15 protein-coding genes are annotated in these 17,923 nt (G+C 66.3%); 9 read left to right on the plus strand and 6 right to left on the minus strand.

Annotated elements, in window-relative coordinates; genetic code table 11:
• Positions 1 to 247 precede the first annotated feature (247 nt).
• The 6 genes from JW897_RS22845 (at position 248) to JW897_RS22870 (ending at position 6,895) form a co-directional block, all read left to right on the plus strand.
• Positions 248 to 664: a hypothetical protein gene (locus JW897_RS22845; RefSeq protein ID WP_205467764.1), complete on the plus strand. Its 417-nt coding sequence runs from the start codon at positions 248 to 250 to the stop codon at positions 662 to 664.
• A 255-nt stretch (positions 665 to 919) separates the two neighbouring features.
• A complete protein-coding gene (locus JW897_RS22850; protein WP_205467765.1) occupies positions 920 to 1,894 on the plus strand; it encodes an ABC transporter substrate-binding protein in 975 nt (324 codons plus the stop codon).
• Between the two features lie 19 nt (positions 1,895 to 1,913).
• Positions 1,914 to 2,744, plus strand: coding sequence for an ABC transporter permease (locus JW897_RS22855; RefSeq protein ID WP_205467766.1), 831 nt, complete (start codon positions 1,914 to 1,916; stop codon positions 2,742 to 2,744).
• 156 nt (positions 2,745 to 2,900) lie between these two features.
• Positions 2,901 to 3,692, plus strand: coding sequence for an ABC transporter ATP-binding protein (locus JW897_RS22860; protein ID WP_048412630.1), 792 nt, complete (start codon positions 2,901 to 2,903; stop codon positions 3,690 to 3,692).
• A gap of 27 nt (positions 3,693 to 3,719) precedes the next feature.
• Positions 3,720 to 5,555, plus strand: coding sequence for an ATP-binding protein (locus tag JW897_RS22865; protein ID WP_205467767.1), 1,836 nt, complete (start codon positions 3,720 to 3,722; stop codon positions 5,553 to 5,555).
• A complete protein-coding gene (locus JW897_RS22870) occupies positions 5,552 to 6,895 on the plus strand; it encodes a sigma-54-dependent transcriptional regulator (RefSeq protein WP_205467768.1) in 1,344 nt (447 codons plus the stop codon). Before JW897_RS22865 ends, JW897_RS22870 begins: the two co-directional genes overlap by 4 nt.
• Positions 6,896 to 7,073: 178 nt before the next feature.
• Here JW897_RS22870 and JW897_RS22875 read toward each other — a convergent pair whose 3' ends face one another.
• The 4 genes from JW897_RS22875 to JW897_RS22890 all read right to left on the minus strand — a co-directional run bounded on the left by JW897_RS22875 (position 7,074) and on the right by JW897_RS22890 (position 12,910).
• A complete protein-coding gene (locus tag JW897_RS22875) occupies positions 7,074 to 7,736 on the minus strand; it encodes a DUF6348 family protein (RefSeq protein ID WP_205467769.1) in 663 nt (220 codons plus the stop codon).
• A gap of 196 nt (positions 7,737 to 7,932) precedes the next feature.
• Positions 7,933 to 9,543: a methyl-accepting chemotaxis protein gene (locus JW897_RS22880; RefSeq protein WP_205467770.1), complete on the minus strand. Its 1,611-nt coding sequence runs from the start codon at positions 9,541 to 9,543 to the stop codon at positions 7,933 to 7,935.
• 190 nt (positions 9,544 to 9,733) lie between these two features.
• A complete protein-coding gene (locus tag JW897_RS22885; RefSeq protein WP_205467771.1) occupies positions 9,734 to 11,503 on the minus strand; it encodes an ABC transporter transmembrane domain-containing protein in 1,770 nt (589 codons plus the stop codon).
• Positions 11,504 to 11,629: 126 nt separating this feature from the next.
• Positions 11,630 to 12,910, minus strand: a complete 1,281-nt coding sequence (locus tag JW897_RS22890) for an OmpP1/FadL family transporter (protein WP_205467772.1) — start codon at positions 12,908 to 12,910, stop codon at positions 11,630 to 11,632.
• A gap of 245 nt (positions 12,911 to 13,155) precedes the next feature.
• Between JW897_RS22890 and JW897_RS22895 the strand changes: the two genes are divergently transcribed.
• The 3 genes from JW897_RS22895 (at position 13,156) to JW897_RS22905 (ending at position 15,209) form a co-directional block, all read left to right on the plus strand.
• The gene (locus JW897_RS22895) at positions 13,156 to 13,713 is read left to right on the plus strand and encodes a peptidylprolyl isomerase (RefSeq protein ID WP_048412623.1); all 558 of its coding nucleotides are present in this window, start codon (positions 13,156 to 13,158) and stop codon (positions 13,711 to 13,713) included.
• Between the two features lie 201 nt (positions 13,714 to 13,914).
• Positions 13,915 to 14,406 (plus strand): peptidylprolyl isomerase, encoded by a 492-nt coding sequence (locus tag JW897_RS22900; protein ID WP_048412622.1) that lies wholly within the window; start codon positions 13,915 to 13,917, stop codon positions 14,404 to 14,406.
• A gap of 86 nt (positions 14,407 to 14,492) precedes the next feature.
• The gene (locus JW897_RS22905; RefSeq protein ID WP_205467773.1) at positions 14,493 to 15,209 is read left to right on the plus strand and encodes a UDP-2,3-diacylglucosamine diphosphatase; all 717 of its coding nucleotides are present in this window, start codon (positions 14,493 to 14,495) and stop codon (positions 15,207 to 15,209) included.
• Positions 15,210 to 15,397: 188 nt separating this feature from the next.
• Here JW897_RS22905 and tilS read toward each other — a convergent pair whose 3' ends face one another.
• Both tilS and JW897_RS22915 read right to left on the minus strand, forming a co-directional pair.
• Entirely contained in the window at positions 15,398 to 16,678 is a 1,281-nt protein-coding gene (tilS, locus tag JW897_RS22910) for a tRNA lysidine(34) synthetase TilS (protein WP_240352344.1), read from the minus strand.
• Between the two features lie 37 nt (positions 16,679 to 16,715).
• Positions 16,716 to 17,681, minus strand: coding sequence for an acetyl-CoA carboxylase carboxyltransferase subunit alpha (locus tag JW897_RS22915; RefSeq protein ID WP_048416165.1), 966 nt, complete (start codon positions 17,679 to 17,681; stop codon positions 16,716 to 16,718).
• Positions 17,682 to 17,923: the final 242 nt, after the last annotated feature.

Raw genomic sequence — 17,923 nt, forward strand, 5'->3', positions numbered from 1 at the left:
AGGCACAATCGCAAACGCGCCGCCCCAACCGGCGGCGCCCAGATTGGAGTCTGGCCCCGCCGCCTCGGACCCAGCGCCGCAATCGCCTGGGCCGTGCCCTTGCACCATCAGTCATGCCTAAACGGGCAGGCCGTGGTGGGAGGGTGCTCGCACCCGCCGGGCCGTGGCGCCGGAACTCCAATCCTGCCATGCGCCTGCCATGAGCCTGCCGCCTCGCCGGCAGCCATGAATCAACAGGAGTGCGCGCATGTCAGTCAAATACCCGCCCCGTCGCCATTACCGCCCCAACCTCAAGCCCATCTCCTATCAGGAGCTGCCCTTCGCCGCGCGCTTGCCGGATCGCCCGCGCGTGCATTGCTGGCAAGTGCCGCCGGCCGACGACTATCGCCAGGCCTATTTGCTGGGACGCGAATACGCCGGCCATTTCATCCAGTACGTGCAGGACAATCCCGACGCCCCGGGACGCACCTTGCTGGCGCGCATCGCCGGCGACGTCGATTTCGCGGCGGAAGGCCCTGAACAGGGTTATTGGGCCGGCTTCTTCGCCCTGATCGAACAGGTGCTGGTCTTCCCCATCGACATCTTCGGCTATATAGACCGCATCAAGCTCCGGGAGGAGGCGCTGCGTCAGTTGGCGGAAAAACGGCCGGTCAATACTGAATAGATGCATCGTTTTCGCCGCCTAAGGCTGAGCCGATTCTGGCACAGCCGGCGGCGGCGCTGGCTGAATCCGGCCACAACGCCCCTCATCAACCATTGAAAATCAATAACTTGGCGCAAACAAAGCCTGGCACGCGCTTTGCCTAATAAGAACCATTGCAAAGCCGCGCAGCGCATCGCCGCGCCGAAAAATGCAAACATCGTATAAATAAAAGATCGCCGCGCTTCGCCCGGCCCCCGTCCACAAAGGAGAAACACCATGCAACGCATCCGCACCTGGCTCTGTCTCGCCGCCCTGAGCGGCGGTCTCTCGCTGCCCGCCCTAGCCGCCGACGTGGTGAGGCTGGGCAACCTCAAGTTCGCCCACTACGGCGCCATCAGCTATATGAAGGAGATTGCGCCCAAATACGATCTGAAGATCGAAGAACGCATGTTCGCCAAGGGCATAGACATCATGCCGGCCATCGTGGCCGGCGAAGTGGACATCGCCGCCAGCGCGGCGGACGCGGCGGTGGCCGGTCGCGCCGGCGGCGCGCCCATCTACGCGGTGGCCGGCTTCGCCAAGGGCGGCGCGCGCATCGTCGCCGCCAAGGACAGCGGCATCAAGAGCGTCAAGGACCTGAAGGGCAAGAAGGTGGGCGTGGCGCGCGGCGGCGCCCAGGAGTTGCTGCTGGCGGCGGAGCTGGCCAAGTACAAGCTCAGCTGGTCCGACAAGCCGGGCAAGGACGTGCAGGTGATCTACATGCCCTTCGCCGACCTGAACCAGGCCTTGATGGGCAAGCAGATCGACGCGATGAGCCAGTCCGAGCCGCAATCCTCGCAAGCCATCAACAAGGGCTTCGGCGTGGAAGTGCTCAAGCCCTACGACACCCCGCTGGGCGAACCGGTCCGCACCCTGGTGATGACGGAGAAAATGTACAAGGAACGCCGCGGCGTGGCGGAACGGCTGATCAAGTGCTTTGTGGAAGCCACCAACACCTTCATCAAGAACCCCAAGCTGGCGGAAAAATACGTGCGCGAGAACATGTTCAAGAACCAGATCAGCGCCGACGACTTCCAGGACGCGATCTCCAACTCCCCGTACAGCTACGACCTGAGCGTGGCCCACATCCAGACCACCACCGACATGATGCAGCAGTACGGCATCGGCAAGATGGCCAAGCCGCCCAAGGCGGCGGACTGGGTGAAGCTGGACTTGCTGAGCAAGGCCAAGCAGGACCTCAAGATTAATTGACGGCGGCGGGAGCGAATTCATGCAGCAGACTGTGTTTTCCCGGCTGGGCCAGGCCTGGTCCAGCCTGGCGGTGCCCATCGCCATCGTGTTGATCTGGCAGGCCAGTTCCAGCCTGGGCTGGATCAATCCGCAAATCCTGCCCTCGCCGCTGGCGGTGTTGCAGAAGTGGCTGGCCTACTGGCAACCGCTGGAGGCCTACGACCCGGCGTCCGGCGCCTACCTGTCCTGGCTGCTGTCCGGCGAGCTGGTCCACGACGTGGTGGCCAGCCTGTGGCGGGTGGTGCTGGGCTTCGCGCTGGGCGGCGGCCTGGGCTTGCTGCTGGGGCTGTTCATGGGCGTCAGCGACCCGGTGTACCGGGCCTTCAACCCCTTGATCCAGTTCCTGCGGCCGATTCCGCCCATCGCCTGGACCCCGCTGTCCATTCTGTGGTTCGGCCTGGGCAATCCGCCGGCGGTGTTCCTGATCACCATCGGCGCCTTCTTCCCCATCCTGATGAACACCATCTCCGGCGTGCGCAATGTGGACGGCATCTATATCCGCGCCGCGCGCAACCTCGGCGCCAGCCGCGCCACCCTGTTCCGCCGGGTGATCCTGCCGGCGGCCACGCCCTTCATCTTCACCGGCGCGCGCGTGGGCATGGGCACCGCCTTCATCGTGGTGATCGTCGCGGAAATGATCGCGGTGAACAGCGGCGTCGGCTACCGCATCATGGAGGCGCGCGAGTACTTCTGGACCGACAAGGTCATCGCCGGCATGGTCACCATCGGCATCCTCGGGCTGTTGATCGACGTGCTGATGCAGGGGCTGAACAATCGCCTGCTGAAATGGCATCGCGGCATCGACCAATAAAAACCGCTAACAAAACCGCTGATCCCGCCTTGCGCCTCCTGGTCTACAACGGCTGCTGCCCGCGTCGGCGCGCCTTGGCCCAGTAGGCTGCGCGGTTTTGTTATCGGCTCTAAAAAACTGCTCAAAGCCGCGCTGCGCGGCACGGAAGGATGAAACATGAGCGCCCAGATCGAAGTGCAACAGGTGCAAAAAGTATTCAAGACGCCGGGCGGCGACGTGATCGCCCTGCGCGACATCCAGCTGGACATCCGGCCCGGCGAGTTCGTCTGCCTGCTGGGTCCGTCCGGCTGCGGCAAATCCACGCTGCTCAACGCCATCGCCGGTTTCGCGCCGCCCAGCGGCGGACAGATTCTGGTGGCCGGCCAACGCGTCGCCGCGCCGGGGCCGGACCGCGGCATGGTGTTCCAGGAATACGCGCTGTTCCCGTGGATGACGGTGGAGCAGAACATAGGCTTCGGCCTGGAGATCCAGAAGCGCGGCCCGGCCGAGATTCGCGCCGCGGTGGAGCCCTTGCTGGACAAGCTGCACCTGCGCGATTTCCGCCACCGCTTCCCCAAAGACCTGTCCGGCGGCATGCGCCAGCGGGTGGCCATCGCGCGGGTGCTGGCGCTGGATTCGCCGGTGATGCTGATGGACGAGCCTTTCGGCGCGCTGGACGCGCTGACGCGGCGCTCCTTGCAGGACGAATTGCTGCGCATCTGGCAGGAATCCGGCAAGACCATCATCTTCGTCACCCACAGCATAGAGGAATCCATCTACCTGGCGGACCGGGTGGTGGTGATGACCTACCGCCCGGGCACCATCAAGCGCGATGTGCGGGTGGAGCTGCCGCGCCCGCGCGACCCCAGCGCGCCGGGCTTCAACGACCTGAAGCGGGAGCTGACCCGGCTGGTGATGGAGGAACATTCACGCCACGAAGCCGCGGAACTGCAAGCTGCGGTAGACTGAGGCATCGCCGATTCCCGATCCGCCGCCATGCTCGCACGCGCGTTGCGTTTCCTGCTGAAAAGCCTGCCTTCCCTCTTCTTGCTGGCCTTGGCGCTGGGCGGCGGCTGGGTGCTGGCCAGCCGCATGCTGTTGACCGAAGCGGAGCGCGAGGGCCGGCACCGGGCGGAAATGCACGCCGCCAACCTCGGCGCCACGCTGGAGCAATACCGCTACCTGCCCTATGTGCTGGCGCTGAACCAGGACATCCTCAACCTGCTGGCGGACCCGCGCAATCCGCGGCGGGTGGAGGCGCTGAACCGCTATCTGGAACAGGTGAACCGGCAGTCGCGCACCTCGGCGCTGTTCATCGTCAACGTGGACGGCATCGCGCTGGCGTCCAGCAACTGGATGTCGCCGTATAGCTTCGTCGGCAACAGCTACGCCTTCCGCCCCTATTTCCAGCAAGCGCTGGCCGGCCAGTCCGGCAGTTTTTACGGCATAGGCAGCACCAGCCGCGAACCGGGCTATTTCCTGTCCTGGCCGGTGCTGTCCGGCCGCCGCGTCGTCGGCGTGGCCGTGGTCAAGGTCAGCCTGGCGCCGCTGGAGGCCGCCTGGCGCAAAGGCGCGGAACCGGTGCTGGTCAGCGACCGCCACGGCGTCGCCTTCCTCAGCGCCAACCCGGACTGGAAGTTCGCCACCTGGCAGCCGCTGCCGCCGGCGGTGCGCCGCCAGATCGACGCCACCCGCCAATACCTGGGCGCCAAGCTGCATCCGTTCGCGCTGCTGCAGCCGCACGCGGGCTGGCGAGAGCAAGCCTGGCTGGCGCCGGACAGCGAGCGCAAACTGCTGGCCGGCCGCTATCTGCAAATCCGCCAGACCTTGCCGCAAACCGGCTGGACGCTGACCCTGCTGGTGGACATGCACGGCCGCAACCTGACCCTGCTGGCCATCATGAGCACGCTGCTGGCCAGCGGCCTGGGCCTGCTGACGCTGTGGCACTACTGGCGGTTGCGGCTGCGCCGGCTGCGCGAGCGGTTGGCGGCGCAACAGGCCTTGCAGCAGGCGCACGATCAACTGGAACGCAAGGTGGCGGAACGCACCCGCGACCTGGCGCTGAGCAACACCCAGCTGTCGGCGGAAATCCGCGAACGCATCCAGACCGAAAACAGCCTGCGCATCACCCGCGGCCAGCTGGCCGAAGCCAGCAAGCTGGCGGCGCTGGGCCAGATGGCGGCCGGGGTGGCGCACGAGATCAACCAGCCGCTGGCGGCGCTGCGCGCCTTCGCCGACAACGCGGTGACCCTGCTGCAACGCGGCCGCCCCGACGCCGCCAGCGACAATCTGGGCCAGATTTCCCAGCTGGTGGAGCGCATCGCCCACATCACCCGGGACCTGAAAACCTTCGCCCGCCGCCACCGCGGCCCGCTGGGCCAGACCAACCCGCTCGCCGCGCTGCGCGACACGCTGACGCTGCTGCAGCCGGCGCTGCGCGACGCCCGGGTGGAGTTGGAGCTGGATTTGCCGCCGCGCTGCCCGGACATCGCCTGCGACGCCATCGGCCTGGAGCAGGTGTTCACCAATCTGCTGGGCAACGCCATCGACGCGATGCGGCCGCAGGCGGACGGCCGGCTGGAGATCAGCCTGCTGCACAAGGCCGGCATGCTGGAATTCCGTCTGCGCGACCACGGTCCCGGCATCGCCGACGCCGATCTGCCGCATTTGTTCGAGCCCTTCTACAGCACCAAGCCGCGCGGCCAGGGCCTGGGCCTGGGGCTGGCCATCGTGCAGGAGATCGTCGAACAGTCCGGCGGCCGCATCGAAGCCGGCAACCACCCGGACGGCGGCGCCTGTTTCATCATCAACTGGCCTTGCGAGTCCACATGAAGCCCACCCCCAACGCCCGCGCGGGCGTCATCTACGTTGAAGACGACCCGGACGTGCGCATGGCCACGCTGCAGTCGCTGGAGCTGGCGGGCCTGCCGGTGCAGGCCTACGCCGACGCCGAAAGCGCGCTGACCGCGCTGCGGCGCGACGAGCGCGCCATCCTGCTCAGCGACGTGCGCCTGCCCGGCCTCAGCGGCCTGGAGCTGATGGAGCAGGCGCTGAATCTGGACCGGGAACTGCCGGTGATCCTGGTCACCGGCCACGGCGACATCGCGATGGCGGTGGCGGCCACCCGCGCCGGCGCCTACGACTTCATCGAAAAACCCTATGCGCCGGGCCGCTTGACCGAGACGGTGCAACGCGCGCTGGACAAGCGCCGGCTGACGCTGGAAAACCGCGAGCTGCGCGCCAGCCTGGCGCGCAGCAACGGCCCGGTGCTGATAGGCGGCAGCCCGGCGATGCAGGCGCTGCGCGAGACGCTGGCCAATATCGCCGACACCGACGCCGACGTGCTGATCCACGGCGAAACCGGCACCGGCAAGGAAATGGTGGCGCAGGCGCTGCACGCCTGGAGCCGCCGCCGCGAACGCCATTTCGTGCCGCTGAACTGCGCCGGCCTGCCGGAATCCATTTTCGAGAGCGAGATTTTCGGCCACGAGGCCGGGGCTTTCACCGGCGCGCTCAAGCGCCGCATCGGCAAGATCGAGTACGCCAGCGGCGGCACCCTGTTCCTAGACGAGATCGAAGGCATGCCGCTGTCCTTGCAGGCCAAGCTCTTGCGCGTGCTGCAACAACGGGTGGTGGAGCGGCTGGGCTCCAACAGCCTGATCCCGGTGGACTGCCGGGTGGTGGCCGCCACCAAGGACGACCTGGCGCTGGCCAGCCGGGAGCGGCGCTTCCGCGAGGATCTGTACTATCGGCTCAATGTGGTGTCGCTGCGGCTGCCGCCGCTGCGCGAGCGGCGCGAGGACATCCCGGACCTGTTCCAATGGTTTGTGGAACAGGCGGCGGCGCGCTTCGACCGGCCGGCGCCGGACGCGCCGCCGGCGCTGCTGGGTCGTTTGCAGGCGCAGACCTGGCCGGGCAATGTGCGCGAGCTGCGCAACGCGGCGGAGCGCTATGTGCTGGGCGTGGCGCCGGACGGCGGCGAAGCGGCGGCCTACGCGCCCAGCGCGCTGGACGCGCGGGTGGACGCTTATGAAAAGCAGTTGATCGAGCAGGCGCTGTCGCGCACCCAGGGCCAGGTGATGCAGGCGGCGGAGCTGCTGGGCATTCCGCGCAAGACGCTGTACAACAAGTTCGCCAAGCATGGCATAGACCCGGACGGCTACCGCGCCTGAGAACCTGTTCAAGGTCTGCTGCGCTTCGTGAAGCGTTGCACGGTGAGTACAAGCTCAAAATGCTCATGTACCACGAGTACATTCCGCTTTTTCGCTAGTTTTCGCCTTGTCTCGCCCATGCTCGCGCGACTTTGAGCAAGCTCTGATAGCTGTTCACGATTTACGCTCCGCAGCCGCCTCACACCGCGCGCAGCAGCATGAAATGGCGCAGGCTGTAATAGCCTTGCGCCGCCGGCCACGGCAAGGCGTCCAGCAGGCTCAGGCCCGCCTCCCAGCGCTGGTTGTCCAGCAGCGCCTCGGAGACGAACTCGCCGTTCAGATTGCAGAAGAACAAGCGCGTCCAGTGCGCGTCGCCGGCCAGCGTTTCCGCGCGCAGCGCGGCGGTGGCCTGGCGGAACAGCGCCTCGAACAGAGGCTGCTCCAGACGCTCGGCCGCGCCGCGCAGGCCGAAGTTGCCGATATAGGCCATATAGTCGCGGCCGGCGATTTCCCAGCGCCGTTCGGTGACCTGGGCCTCGTCGGCGATGCCCCACAGGCCGGCCAGCAGCACGTGCAGCACATTGGCGCTGAAGTTTTCCAGCGCGTCGTTCAGCCCTTCCCGGCCCGCGCCCAGGCCGGCGAAGCTTTCCATCAAGCGGATGTCGTTTTCCAACAGCACGTGGACGTCCAGCCGGCCGTTGTTCTCGCCCGGCGTCCAGTGCGCGCCTATCGCCGGCAACTGGCCATGCGGCAGCAGCCAGCCCTTGGCCTCCTGGCAGGGCAGGCCGTGGGCGGCCAGCAATTGCGCCAGCAGCGGCGTGGGGTCCAGGGCGGCTTGGGTTTCCGGAGCGTGGGCAGACAAGATGGACATCCTTTTGATTCGATCGCGAGGCCGGCAGTGTACCACCGCCCGCCTTAGAACCTGTTTACGATCTGCTGCGCGTTGGCAATACGGCGTTGAAAACCCCTTCGAAATGCTCATGTACCTTATGTACATTCCGCTTTCTCAGTCGTTTTCGCCTTGTCTCGCCTTAGCTCGCGAGATCGTAAACACGTTCTTATAGCCTGAAGCTGGCCGCCGCCTGCCGCAGCCCGGCGGCCAGCGTCTCCAGCGCCTCCACCTCGGCCTCCGCCGCCAAGGCGGTGGCGCGGGTCTGGCCGGCCAGGCCGGCCACCTGCTCCATATTGCCGGCCACTTCGCGGTTGGCCTCCGCCTGCGCCGCGGCCGCGCCGGCCACCGCGCGAATATTGTCGCGCGCGGACTCCGCGCCGCCGCGTATGCGTTGCAAGGCGTCGGCGGCCTGCCGGGCCATGGCCACGCCGCTGTCCACCCGCGGCCCCACCTCGCCCATGCTGGCCACCACCGAATCGGTGTCCGCCTGGATCGCCTGGATAGTGGCGGCGATCTGGCGCGTGGCTTCGCCGCTGCGGTCCGCCAGCTTGCGCACCTCGTCGGCCACCACCGCGAAGCCGCGTCCCAGCTCGCCGGCCCGCGCCGCTTCGATCGCCGCGTTCAGCGCCAACAGATTGGTCTGATCGGCGATGTCCTTGATCACCGCCGCGGTGACGTCGATCGCGCGGCAGCGTTCGGCCAGCTCGCCTATGCAGCCGGAGGCGGCCGCCACCTGGCCGGACACCGCCTGGATCTCCTCGGCCGCGCGGCGCACCAGGCCTTCGCCCTCGTCCGCCAGCGCGCAGGCATTGGCGGAGTCCGACTCGCTTTCGGCGCTGCGGCGCGACACTTCCGCCACGCCGTCCAGCATGCCGGCGGTGGTTTCCGCGGCGCCGGCGGTGGCCGCCGCCGATTGCTCCACCTGGCCGTGAATCTGCTGCATCCGTCCGGACAAGCCGCCCACCGAGCGCTCCAGCTGCGCGGAGCCGTCCTGCAAGCGCTCGATCAACTGACGCAAGCTGCGCTGCATCGCGACGAAGGCCCCCATCAGGCTGCCCTCGCGCGGCGCGCGTTCCAGCGCCTGGCTCAAATCGCCCGCCGCCATTGCCCGCGCGGCGTCGGCCGCCGCCTCCGCCTCGCCGCCTATCAAGCGGAAAATCGAGGCGGCCACGCGCCAGGCCAGCAGGGTCACCACCGCCAGCACCGCCAGGCCGATGCCGGAAAGCTTGAGCGCCAGGCCGTTGAACTGGCGCTCCACATCGTCCATGAACACGCCCGCGCCTATGGTCCAGTTCCAGTCCGGTATCCGCATCACCGCATTGAGCTTGGGCAGCACCTCGTTGCCGTTGGGGCGCTTGGTGCGCACCAGCGCGAAGCCGAAATCGCCGTTCGCCAGCGCGTCGCGATAGGCTTGCACCAGGGTGCGACCGTCCGGCAGCTTGCCCCCGGTGTCCCGCTTGCCCAGCTTGCGCCGGTCCGGGTGCACCAGCACCAGGTCGGAGGCGTCGCGCGCGAACACGTAATTGTCCTTGTCGCGCAGTCCGGACATCGCCTCCATCGCTCGCCGCTGGGCCTCTTCGCGCTTGAGCTTGCCGCTTTGCTCCTGCTTTTGGTACATCGCCACCTGCTGCCCCGCCAGATGCACCAGGCTGCCTATCTGCGCCTTGCGGTCGTCAAGCAGCGTCGTACGCAAGGTGTGCAGGGCGAATCCCGCCACCACGCACAGGCCCAGGCCCGCGCACAGCACCACGCCTCCCAAACGGACAGCCAGTTTCATATTCTCGCTCCATCGCGTATCGGCGCCGCGCGGCGGCGACCGTTCATTCGTGGAGCATAGACTATTCATTATGCTTAAGCCTCCGCCGTCTCAGAACGTGTTTACGATCTCGCGAGCTAGACGGTGCATGAGCGTTTCGAAGACGGTTTCAACGCCGTATCGCCGACGCGCGGCGATCGTAAACAGGTTCTCAGCCCTCCCCGCCGGCGGCGAACTGCAGGGCCGCCAGCCGCGCGTACAAGGGCGAGCCCAGCAACAGGCTCTGATGATTGCCCTCGGCCACGATGCGGCCCTGGTCCAGCACCACGATGCGGTCCGCCTGCTTGACCGTGGCCAGGCGGTGGGCGATCACCAGCGTGGTGCGGTTTTGCGCCGCGCGCTCCAAGGCCTGCTGCACCAGCTGCTCGGATTCGGCGTCCAGCGCGCTGGTGGCCTCGTCCAGCAGCAGCAAGGGCGGGTTCTTCAGAATGGCGCGGGCGATGGCGATGCGCTGACGCTGGCCGCCGGACAGGCGCACGCCGCGTTCGCCCAGATAGGTGTCGTAGCCCTGCGGCAACTTCTCGATGAAATCCGCCGCGGCGGCGGCGCGGGCCGCGGCTCGCACTTCCTCGTCGCTGGCCTCGGGCTTGCCGTAGCGGATGTTCTCCAAGGCGCTGGCGCCGAAAATCACCGAATCCTGCAACACCACGCCCACATGGCCGCGCAAATCGGCGAAAGCCAGTTCGCGCACGTCCACGCCGCCCAGCAGCACTTGCCCTTGCTGCGGGTCGTAGAAACGCAGCAGGAGCTGGAACAAGGTGGACTTGCCGGCGCCGGACGGCCCCACCAGGGCCACGTGCTCGCCGGGACGCACCTTGAGCCGGACGCCGCTGAGCGAGGGCTGGCCGGGACGGGACGGGTAGGCGAAATCGACGTCGCGCAGCTCCAGGCCGGCGGGTCCCGGCGGCAGCGCGCGCGGCGCGGCCGGCTCCGTCACCGGCGAGCGCAGCGCCAGCAGCTCCATCAAGCGCTCGGTGGCGCCGGCCGCGCGCTGCACATCGCCCCATACTTCCGCCAGCGCGCCGATGGCGCCGGCGGTGACCACCGCGTACAGGATGAATTGACCCAGCTGGCCGGCGCTCATCGCGCCCTCCAGCACCGCGTGCGCGCCCAGCCACAAGACGAAGACGATGGCGCCGAAGATCAGCAGGATCACCGCCGCCGTCAGCCAGGAGCGCGCGCGGATGCGCGCCAGCGCGGCGTCGAAGCCGGTTTCCACCGAAGCGCCGAAACGCCGGCTCTCCCGCGCCTGCTGATTGAAGGCCTGCACCGTGGGAATCGCGTTCAGGGTTTCGCCGGCGATGGCGCTGGAATCGGCGATACGGTCCTGGCTGGAACGGGACAAGGTTCGCACCCGGCGGCCAAACACCACGATGGGCAAAACCACCAGCAACAGCGTCACCAGAATGTAGGCGGTCAGGCTGGGGCTGGTGGCCATCAGCATGGCCAGGCCGCCCAGCATCAGCAGCGCGTTGCGCAGCCCCATGGACAGGCTGGTGCCGATCACGGTCTGCACCAGGGTGGTGTCGGTGGTCAGCCGGGACAGCACCTCGCCGGTCTGAGTGACTTCGAAGTATTCCGGGCTGACCCGGATCACATGCCGGTAGACCGCGCTGCGGATGTCGGCGGTGACGCGCTCGCCCAGCCAGGACACGCAATAAAAACGCAAGGCGGTGGCCAGGGCCAACACCGCCGCCACGCCGAACAGGCCGAGAAAATAGCGGTTGATGTCCGCCGCCGCGCGCTGACTGAAACCATGGTCGATCAGGAAGCGGAAAGCCACCGGCAGCAGCAGGGTGGCGGCGGCGGCCACGATCAGGGCCAGCAAGGCCAGCCAGGCGCGCAGCCGATATGGACGCAGATAGGGCAGCAGGCCGGCCAGCGGGCTCAGCCGCAGCAAGGAAGAGGAGGCAGCGGACATGGGAAGGGGCGCTCAATGAAACACAGCGCCCTACTCTAGCCTGCCGCCGGACAAACCGCACCCCCGGACATGAAAAAACCGCCGCGGGCGAAGCCGGCGGCGGTGGGAAAGTCGGGCTTTCCTGGATCAGAACTTGTACTGCATCTGCACGCCCAGCAGGTGGCCGCGAATGGAGCTGTAAGAGCCTTGCAACGTGTCGATATTGTTCCGAGGACTCTCAGCGGTATGATTGACGTCGCGATCGCCGACGCCCATCAGATAGGTGTAGCCGGCGTCCACGGTCAGCTGCTTGCTGGCCTTGTAGCTGGCGCCCAAGCTGAGCCAGACGCGATCGGTGTCCGGAATCAGCGGGTTGCGGTAGCTGGAGTTGCGCACCGGGCTGGTTTCATATCCGACGCCGCTGCGCAGGGTCAACTGATCGTTGTAGTTGTAGTCGGCGCCCACCGAGAACAGCCAGCTGGCCTTCCAGTTGTTGTCGATGACGGTCTCGGCCATCGGATTGCCCTTGATCACCAGTTGGTCGAAGCGGCTCCAGTTGGTCCAGCGCGCGGTGGCGCTCAAGGCCCACTTGCTGTTCAGACGGCTGAAGCCGGACAGCAGCAGCGATTCCGGCGTGGTCACGTCGGCGGCGCCGGCATACACGCCATCCAACTTGGGCAAACCAGGGACACCAAGACGATCAAAGCCGCTCGCGGTGTAATCGCCGCGCGCCTTGTGGTGCAGCTTGGAGCGATAGGACAGGCCGACGCGGTTGTCCTGGTTGAACGCGTACATCAGGCCCAGGTTGTAGCCGTAGGCCCAGCTGTCGGCGTCGATCTCGCCGGTGGCGCCCGGGAAGAAGGCGCCCTGCTTCAGGTCGGCCTTGGCGTACTGCGCCGACACGCCGGCGCCGAAGCTCCACTTGTCGTCCAGCTTGTAGGCGAAGGACGGGTTGAAGTCCACGGTCATGATGGAACTGGAAATGCCGTGGTTGCGGCCTACCCAGTTGTCGTCATAACTGGCGCCGAGACCGAAGGGCACGGTGATGCCCAGGCCCAGGCGGGCGCGTTCGCTCAACTGATGCACCAGGTAGGCGTTGGGGATGAACTCGGCCTTGGCGCGGCCGTTGTCGCTGCCCTGGCGCGCGGCCGGGAAACCGCCCTTGCCTTCGAACGGCGCGTCGATTTCGGCGTAGGTGAAGCCGCCCTGCACCTGGGTGCCTTCGATCAGCGTCATGCCGGCCGGGTTGTAGAAGACGGCGGACAGATCGTCGCCCACCATGCCGGCGCCGGCGTGGGCGCGGCCCAGGCCGGCCACGCTTTGCTCGGACAATTGGAAACCGGCGGCCTGAGCCAGCGGCGCGGCGGCCAGCAGGCCGGCCACCAGCGCGGGAATGGCGCGAACAGCGGAAGGTGCGAATGCTTTCATTTTCTTATATCTACCCCGGCGGCGGCTGCCGCCTTTGTTATGGAAACCGGGCTTGCGCGCGGCGATTATGCTATTTAAATAGATAGCGATCACACAATTTTTAGGGGGTGGAGTCTAAATACTATTTTTTAAAAAAACAAGAAGCCCGCATCACGCAAAAAGCATAAGACGGCCGCGCCATGCTCTGAATCAAAAGGCTGTGCTAATATTGGCGGCTCCTCATAACCCTGTTGAATAAAGCAACCATGAAACGAATGCTGAGCATGCTGGCGTTGAGCGCGCTGCCCGCCGTGGCCCTGGCCTCGCCGACAGTGGAAATGATCACCAACAAGGGCAATATCGAGATTGCGCTGGACTCGGCCAAAGCGCCCAAGACCGTGGAAAACTTCGTCGCCTACGCCAAGGCCGGCCACTACAACGGCACCGTGTTCCACCGCGTGATCGACGGCTTCATGATTCAGGGCGGCGGCTTCGACACCAAGCTGAATCAGAAACCCACCCGCGCCGCCATCGCCAACGAGGCGAGCAACGGCCTGAAGAACGGCATCGGCACCATCGCCATGGCCCGCACCGCGGACCCGAATTCCGCCACCGCCCAGTTCTTCATCAATGTGGCCAACAACGACTTCCTCGACTATAAATCCCCGACGCCCCAGGGCGCCGGCTACGCCGTGTTCGGCAAGGTGACCCGCGGCATGGACGTGGTCAACCGCATCGCCAAGACCCGCACCGGCAGCATGAATGGCATGGGCGACGTGCCGTTCGAGCCCATCGTGATCCAGAAAGTCACCATCAAGCCCTAAGAAGCTGTTCGATGTCTGCCGCGCGTCGCGAGACCTTATACGTTGAGCACCGCTTTGAAACGCTCGTGTACCCTATGTACATTCCGCTTTCTCGGTCGCAACGCCCCGTCTCGCCCTAGCTCGCAAGACTTGGAACAGGCTCCAAGAACCACTTTCATACCGGCAGGCCGCCTTGCGGCCTGCCGTCATCAAGGAAACACCATGATCAAACTGACCACCAACTTCGGCGCCATCGTGCTGGAACTGTTCGCCGACAAGGCCCCGAAAACCGCCGCCAACTTTGAAGAGTACGTGAAGAGCGGCCATTACGACGGCACCATCTTCCACCGCGTGATCAACGGCTTCATGATCCAGGGCGGCGGCTTCACCGCCGACATGTCGCAAAAGCCGACCAATGCGCCGATCGAGAACGAGGCCAACAACGGTCTGTCCAACAAGACTTACACCGTGGCCATGGCCCGCACCATGGACCCGCACTCGGCGTCCGCCCAGTTCTTCATCAATGTCTCCGACAACGATTTCCTGGACTTCAAATCGGAAAGCGCCCAAGGCTGGGGCTACGCCGTGTTCGGCCAGGTCGTGGAAGGCCAGGACGTGGTGGACAGCATCAAGGCGGTGCGCACCGGCCGCAGCGGCCCGCATCAGGACGTGCCGGCGGAAGCCGTGGTGATCGAGAAAGCCGAGATCGTCTGACGGCCGGCGGCCGCGCCTCCCCGCGCGGCCGCGTCCTTCATGCCAGCCCGGCCGTCCGGCCGGGCTTCAACTTATCCGCACGCGACATGGCCACTCACTTCATTTCCGACCTGCACCTGGCGGACGACACTCCGGCGCTGAACCGCTTGTTCCTGGATGCCTTGCAAGCCTGGCAAGGCCGGATCGACGCGCTCTACATCCTGGGCGATCTGTTCGAATACTGGGTGGGCGACGACGACGACTCCCCGTTCCTGGAGACGCCGCTGGCCGCGATGCGCGCCTTCTCCGCCGTCACCCCGCTGTTCGTGATGCGCGGCAACCGCGACTTCCTGCTGGGCGAGGGCTTTTGCCGACGCAGCGGCGCGCGGCTGCTGGACGACCCCACCCTGATCCAGGCCCACGGCCGCCGCTGCCTGCTCAGCCACGGCGACGCGCTGTGCACCGGCGACCTTGCCTATCAGCAATTCCGGACGATGAGCCGCAATCCGCAATGGCAGCAGGCGATGCTGGCCCGGCCGCTGGCCGAACGCCATGCGATCGCGCGCCAGGCGCGCCAGCAAAGCGAGATGGCCAAGCGGCAAAACGGCCTGACCGAGATTTCCGACGTCGCCGCCGACGCCGTCGAGGCGCTGCTGGCCGAACACGGCTGGCCGACGCTGATCCACGGCCATACCCACCGTCCCGCGCTCCATCGTCACGGCGAATCCGAGCGCTGGGTGATCCAGGATTGGCACGACGACCGCGGCGGCTATCTGCGGCTGGACGACGAGGGTATCGCCAGCCTGCCGCTGAGCGCGGCCTAAGAACCTGTTTACGATCTGCTGCGCGTCGGCGATACGGCGTTGAAACCGTCTTCGAAATGCTCATGTACCGTATGTACACTCCGCTTTCTCAGCCGTTTTCGCCTTGTCTCGCCTTAGCTCGCGAGATCGTAAACACGTTCTAAGCACCCCAATGCAAAACGCCTGCCGGATCGGCAGGCGTTTTTGCATCAGCGCGGTTCCGCCGGCAGCGGCCGCCAAAGCGGCCACCAGCCCGGCTCGCTGGCCAGTTCGGCGTCCACCGCCACGCCGGGCAGCGCCAGCACCCGCCCGTCCACGTCGCACAGCAGCGGCCAGCGCTCGCGCAAGGGCGGCGCGATGCCGGCCTCCTGCAGAAAGTTCTTCACCGGCTTGCGTCCGACTCCGGACGCCAGCCGCTCGCCGCCCTCGCGCGGCCGCAGGCTCAAGCCTCGCGCCAACGCTTCCGCCGGCAAGCCGCGCGATCGCCACTCCCAACTCAGCGCCCCGCCCCACTCCGCCGCCGCCCGCTCCGTCGTCGGGTCCACCGGCCCCAAGATCATCGCGCTGGGCGCCGGCAGCGCCGGCAAGGCGAACAAGCCGTCGCGGTAGCGGTACAACAGGCCCCGCGCCAGCTTCAGCCGCGGGCAACTGCCGGCCCCGGCCTCCAGCGCCTGGCGCTGAAACTCCGCCAAAGCGTCCGGCTCCGGCGCCGGCCAGCCCAGGCCGCGCAGCCAGGCCAGCAACGTCTGACGCTGCCTGGCCGCGGATAGAGCGCGCCAGCGGATCAAATCCAGGCCGTCCTCGCTCCGGCAAGCCGCCAGATCCTGCGCCGCCACCTCGTCCAGCACCGCGGCGGCGTCCGCCAGCAAGCCAGCCGATCGCGTCAGATGACGACGGTAGTCCGGCAGCGCCGCCTCCAGCTGCGGCAGCAGCCGCTGGCGCAACAGATTGCGCCGCCAACGCTCGTCCCGATTGCTCTCGTCCTCAACCCAGCTCAAGCCCTGGGCGCGGACGTAATCCTCCAGCTGCCGCCGGCGCAAGCCCAGCAGCGGCCGCCACAACCAGGGGCCGGCCGCGTCCAGCTTGCGCAAGGCCGGCATCGCCGCCAAGGCGCGCGCGCCGCCGCCGCGCAGCAATTGCAGCAGCACGGTTTCCGCCTGGTCGTCCAGATGGTGGGCCAAGACCACCACCCCGGCGGCGGAACGCCGATACGCCTGATAGCGCGCCTCGCGGGCCACCGCTTCCAGACTGTCGCCGCCGCTCAAGGCCAGGCTTACCCGCTCCACCCGCAAAGGCGCGCTCAGCGCCGCGCACAAGGCGCGGCAGTGCTCGGCCCAGGCGTCGGCGTTCGGGCTCAGCCCGTGGTGCACGTGCACCGCGCGGATCTCCAGCCCCGGACGACGCTCCCGCGCGCGGCACAGCAGCGCCAGCAGCGCCACAGAGTCCAGACCGCCGCTCAGGCCCACCTCAAAAGCACATTGGCCGGACAATTCGTCCGGCCAATGGCTTAACAGAGATTCGAGCGGGTCAGGCTGCGGCTTCCTTGAAGCGGCCATAACTCATCAATCTGTCGAAACGGGTTTTCAGCAACTCGTCGATCGGCTTGCCGGTCAAGTCTTTCAACTCTTCCTGCAGCACGCGCTTCAGCGTCGCCATCATTTGCGCGTGATCGCGATGCGCGCCGCCCACCGGCTCGTTGACCACGCGGTCGATCAGACCCAGAGTCTTCAAGCGCGGCGCGGTGATGCCCAGCGCCTCCGCGGCGTCGGACGCGCGTTCGGCGGTCTTCCACAAGATGGAAGCGCAGCCTTCCGGCGAAATCACCGAGTAGGTGGCGTATTGCAGCATATTGACGCAATCGCCCACCGCGATGGCCAAGGCGCCGCCGGAGCCGCCCTCGCCTATCACCGTGACGATGACGGGCACGCGCAAGCGGGTCATTTCATAGAGGTTGCGGCCGATGGCCTCGGATTGACCGCGCTCTTCCGCGCCAATGCCGGGCCAAGCGCCGGTGGTGTCCACCAAGGTGACCACCGGGATGCCGAACTTCTCGGCCAGCTTCATCAGGCGCAGCGCCTTGCGATAGCCTTCCGGATGCGGCATGCCGAAATTGCGGCGGATCTTTTCCTTGGTGTCCCGGCCCTTCTGCTGGCCGATCACCATCACCGACTGGCCGTTGAAACGAGCCAGACCGCCCACGATGGCGGCGTCGTCGGCAAACGCGCGGTCGCCGTGCAGCTCTTCGAAGTCGGTGAAAATACTCTCTATATAGTCGAGCGCGTAGGGGCGCTGCGGATGGCGCGCCACCATGGCGATTTGAGACGGCGTCAGCTTGGCGTAGAGCGTCTTGGTCAAGTCCTGGCTCTTCTTCTGCAGGCGCGCGATCTCCTCGGAGATGTCCAGCACGGAATCGTCCTGAACATAGCGAAGTTCTTCTATTTTGTTCTCGAGCTCGGCAATAGGCTGCTCAAAATCGAGAAAGGTCGGCTTCATTCGTAACGTCATCCGATAAATAGCTAATGGCGGCATGATACCTTAGCGGCAAAGTCGGCGTCACCTTTCTGTCTGACAAAAACATTAAATTTTGGAGCTTTTATTCGAAATTGCCGCCAGTTGCAAAAATTTGCTGGTAGACCACTTGCGCAAGCTTAAACCCTGTGTTTTAATTCGCCTCCTCGCTGAAACGCAAACGCAGCAGCGAAAAGGATTCAGGGCGTTTAGCTCAGTTGGTAGAG

This window comes from Chromobacterium alkanivorans (genome assembly GCF_016937655.1).
GTDB lineage: Bacteria > Pseudomonadota > Gammaproteobacteria > Burkholderiales > Chromobacteriaceae > Chromobacterium > Chromobacterium alkanivorans.

Coding starts and splice junctions, on each gene's coding strand:
- JW897_RS22845 (WP_205467764.1), top strand. CDS start 248: ATGTCAGTCAAATACCCGCCCCGTCGCCATTACCGCCCCAACCTCAAG.
- JW897_RS22850 (WP_205467765.1), top strand. CDS start 920: ATGCAACGCATCCGCACCTGGCTCTGTCTCGCCGCCCTGAGCGGCGGT.
- JW897_RS22855 (WP_205467766.1), top strand. CDS start 1,914: ATGCAGCAGACTGTGTTTTCCCGGCTGGGCCAGGCCTGGTCCAGCCTG.
- JW897_RS22860 (WP_048412630.1), top strand. CDS start 2,901: ATGAGCGCCCAGATCGAAGTGCAACAGGTGCAAAAAGTATTCAAGACG.
- JW897_RS22865 (WP_205467767.1), top strand. CDS start 3,720: ATGCTCGCACGCGCGTTGCGTTTCCTGCTGAAAAGCCTGCCTTCCCTC.
- JW897_RS22870 (WP_205467768.1), top strand. CDS start 5,552: ATGAAGCCCACCCCCAACGCCCGCGCGGGCGTCATCTACGTTGAAGAC.
- JW897_RS22880 (WP_205467770.1), bottom strand. CDS start 9,543: ATGAAACTGGCTGTCCGTTTGGGAGGCGTGGTGCTGTGCGCGGGCCTG.
- JW897_RS22885 (WP_205467771.1), bottom strand. CDS start 11,503: ATGTCCGCTGCCTCCTCTTCCTTGCTGCGGCTGAGCCCGCTGGCCGGC.
- JW897_RS22890 (WP_205467772.1), bottom strand. CDS start 12,910: ATGAAAGCATTCGCACCTTCCGCTGTTCGCGCCATTCCCGCGCTGGTG.
- JW897_RS22895 (WP_048412623.1), top strand. CDS start 13,156: ATGAAACGAATGCTGAGCATGCTGGCGTTGAGCGCGCTGCCCGCCGTG.
- JW897_RS22900 (WP_048412622.1), top strand. CDS start 13,915: ATGATCAAACTGACCACCAACTTCGGCGCCATCGTGCTGGAACTGTTC.
- JW897_RS22905 (WP_205467773.1), top strand. CDS start 14,493: ATGGCCACTCACTTCATTTCCGACCTGCACCTGGCGGACGACACTCCG.
- JW897_RS22915 (WP_048416165.1), bottom strand. CDS start 17,681: ATGAAGCCGACCTTTCTCGATTTTGAGCAGCCTATTGCCGAGCTCGAG.